The 2946-nt window shown below is 63.4% G+C and carries 4 protein-coding genes; 2 read left to right on the top strand and 2 right to left on the bottom strand.

Annotation, left to right across the window (positions count from 1 at the left end):
• Nucleotides 1–379: ATP-binding cassette domain-containing protein (locus tag ACYVDE_RS18990; protein WP_460503114.1), on the bottom strand; the 379-nt coding region annotated here is incomplete at its 3' end.
• Nucleotides 380–466: 87 nt separating this feature from the next.
• Here ACYVDE_RS18990 and ACYVDE_RS18985 point away from each other — a divergent pair.
• The gene (locus ACYVDE_RS18985) at nt 467–1579 is read left to right on the top strand and encodes an alpha/beta hydrolase family protein (RefSeq protein WP_460503113.1); all 1113 of its coding nucleotides are present in this window, start codon (nt 467–469) and stop codon (nt 1577–1579) included.
• A 159-nt stretch (nt 1580–1738) separates the two neighbouring features.
• On the opposite strand, the gene ACYVDE_RS18980 is transcribed toward ACYVDE_RS18985, so the two are convergent.
• On the bottom strand, nt 1739–2095 hold the full coding sequence (locus ACYVDE_RS18980) for an ASCH/PUA domain-containing protein (RefSeq protein ID WP_460503112.1): 357 nt from the start codon (nt 2093–2095) through the stop codon (nt 1739–1741).
• Between the two features lie 311 nt (nt 2096–2406).
• Here ACYVDE_RS18980 and ACYVDE_RS18975 point away from each other — a divergent pair.
• On the top strand, nt 2407–2946 hold a 540-nt coding region (locus ACYVDE_RS18975), incomplete at its 3' end, for a DUF1028 domain-containing protein (RefSeq protein WP_460503111.1).

The following is a 2946-nucleotide window of genomic DNA, read 5'->3' as shown; positions in this document are numbered from 1 at the left end:
GCAGCGCCTCGGTGCGGGCCGCAATAGCGGCGGGCGCGTGGCCCAGCAGGCGCGGTACCACGGCAATGTTTTCGGCCACGGTGTAGTGCGGCAGCAGCCCCACCTGCTGAATGACGTAGCCCATGCCGCGCCGCAGCACCTCGGGTCGCTGCTCGCGCACGTCGTTCCCGTTCACTTCAATGGTGCCGCTGTCGGGTTCAATCAACCGGTTCAGCAGCTTAAGCAGGGTGGTTTTGCCGCAGCCGCTGGGGCCCAGCAGCACCAGCGTTTCGCCAGCGGCTACGTCGAACGACACGTTCTGCACCACGGCGTGCGGGCCGAAGCTTTTGCGCAGCTGCGTGGCGCGGATGGTAACGGGCAGGTTATCGGGCTGAGGCATGGCGGGCACGGAAGAGCAAGGTAAACCCGGCGGGCGCTACGGAGTTACAGAAGCCCGCCATCTTCGGCGGGCTTCTTCCTGCTGCTTATGTCGCTTCGCTACCTGCTCACTGCCTTCGGCGCCGCGCTGCTGGCCCTGGCCAACACACCCGTCCGTGCCCAAAACAACCCCGACCGCGCCCGGGTCCACACCTTCGTGCTGCCCAACTTCCGCACCGAAAGCGGGCCCGTGCTACCCCAGGCCCGCGTGGTATACGGCACCTACGGCCGCCTCAACGCCGCCCACGACAACGCCATCCTGCTGCCCTCGCACTACCTGGCCGACCACCGCGGCTACGAGTGGCTCATCGGCCCGGGCAAGGCTCTCGATACTACCAAAGTCTTCCTGGTGGCCACCGAGCTGTTCGGCAACGGCCATTCGTCGTCGCCCAGCAATACGCCCGAGCCTTTCCACGGCCCCCGCTTCCCGGTCATGACCATTCGCGACAACGTGACGGCCGTACACCAGCTACTTGTGAGCGAGTTGAAAATCGCCCACCTGCGGGCCATTATTGGCTTCTCGATGGGCGCGCAGCAGGCCTTCCAGTGGGCCGTGAGCTACCCCACCTTTGCCGACCGGCTGGTGGCCACCTGCGGCACGGCCAAAACCTACCCGCACGGCGTGGTGCGCCTCGAAGGCCAGATTGCCGCCCTCACCGCCGATGCGGCTTTTAAAGATGGCGACTACACCGCGCCGCCCACCAAAGGCATCGAAGCCTTCGCTACTGTCTGGACGGCCTGGCTCTACTCGCAGGAGTGGTGGCGGCGCGAGCTCTGGAAAGCCGACAGCAAGCCCGGCACCACCTTCGCCCAGGTGCTGCACGAGTACCGCACTAACTTTATTCCCGGGGCCGATGCCAACGACCTCATTTTGCAGATGCGCACCTGGGAGCAGCACGACGTGGGCAACACCCCCGGCTTCGGTGGCGATGTCGAAAATGCCCTACGCAGTATCAAGGTGCCCATTCTTTACATGCCTTCCGAAACCGACCTCTATTTTCCGCTCACCGATGCGCGCTACGAAGCACCGCTCATCAAAGGAGCAGTGTTGAAACCCATTCCGTCGCTCTGGGGCCATACCGCCGGCGCTGCCCCCAACCCCGCCGACGCCAAGTTTCTCAACGACAGCATTGGGCAGTTTCTGGCCCAGCCGCGCCGCTGATGATTTGTGCGTAAAAGCCTGCTAGAACGATGTAGAGACGCATATTTGCGTCTCTACGTTGGACGATAGTCGCGCCAAATGGTGCGGCCGACGAGACGCAAATATGCGTCTCTACATCATTTATGGCTTATCTCAAACGGCCTATTGAGACTTGCCAACTCACCACAGCCGAATGTCCGTCATGCCCGCCGGGATGGGCGGCTGGCTGCTGAAACCCAGCACGCACCAGTCGGCTTCCACGCCGAAATTACCGCCTTGCAGCACGTAGCTCACCCAGCGCGTGATGGTGCGGCCGGTGTAGTCGTTGCTGTCGGGGCTAAACTCGCGGAGCAGCAGCACATCGCCCACCTGAAAATCCTCGTCGTTGCGGCGCACGTCGAAGGGCTTGTGGCCGGCCCGCACGGCCGCGAAACAATCGGGCCACAGTGGTAGCTCGTGGGTGTGCAAATGCGTAGGGTCGGCGGCGTGAAACTGGGGCGCGAAGGTTTCGGAAGTCGGAGTCAGGGAAGTAGTCATTGGAATAAAAGAGAGGGGAGGAGCCCGGGGTCGGCACGGCCGGTTCGGGGCGACAAGCCGCCGGGGCTCGCTCGGTTGTCACAGCATTAATTACTCAATATACGGGATAAATAGCACGGGGCATCGGAAGTAACAGTAAGACAATCAACGTAGTTCCTGTGAATACGATTGCGCTGGCGGTGATGTCAGCTCCGGCCTGGGCTCCCAAGCCCGGCAAAACAATTGCCGTCGCTGCGGTTACTATCGTTCAAACTGCCACAGCGCCGCGCAGCAGAACGGGCTGTTTTCTCCACTTATTTTCTATCTCGCTAATGTGTAAATACCTACTCGCCCTGCTGCTCCTGCTGGCGCTGGCCCGCCCGGCCGCCGCCCAGATGTACTCCGCCACCGACCCCTTCGCCCATACCTTCAGCATTGTGGCGCGCGACCCGGCCACCGGCGAAATGGCCGTGGCCGTGCAAAGCCACTGGTTTTCGGTGGGCACCTCGGTGAGCTGGGGCGAGGCCGGCGTGGGCGTGGTGGCCACCCAGTCGTTCACCAACAAGTCGTTCGGCCTGCGCGGGCTGGCCCTGCTCAAAAGCGGCAAAACCGCCCAGCAGGCCATCGATGAGCTGCTGCGCGACGACGACGGCCGCGACGTGCGCCAGGTTGCCATTCTCGATAACCAGGGCCGCGTGGCCACCCACACCGGCAAAAAATGCGTCGACATGGCCGGCCACCAGCAGGGCAGTCAGTTTTCGGTGCAGGCCAACATGATGCTCTCCGCTAAGGTGTGGCCCGCCATGGCCGCCGCCTACGAAGCCAGCGCCAAGCTGCCGCTGGCCGAACGCGTGCTGGCCGCCCTCGACGAG

Source organism: Hymenobacter agri (genome assembly GCF_054778495.1).
This window is presented reverse-complemented; position numbering and strand designations above follow the sequence as displayed.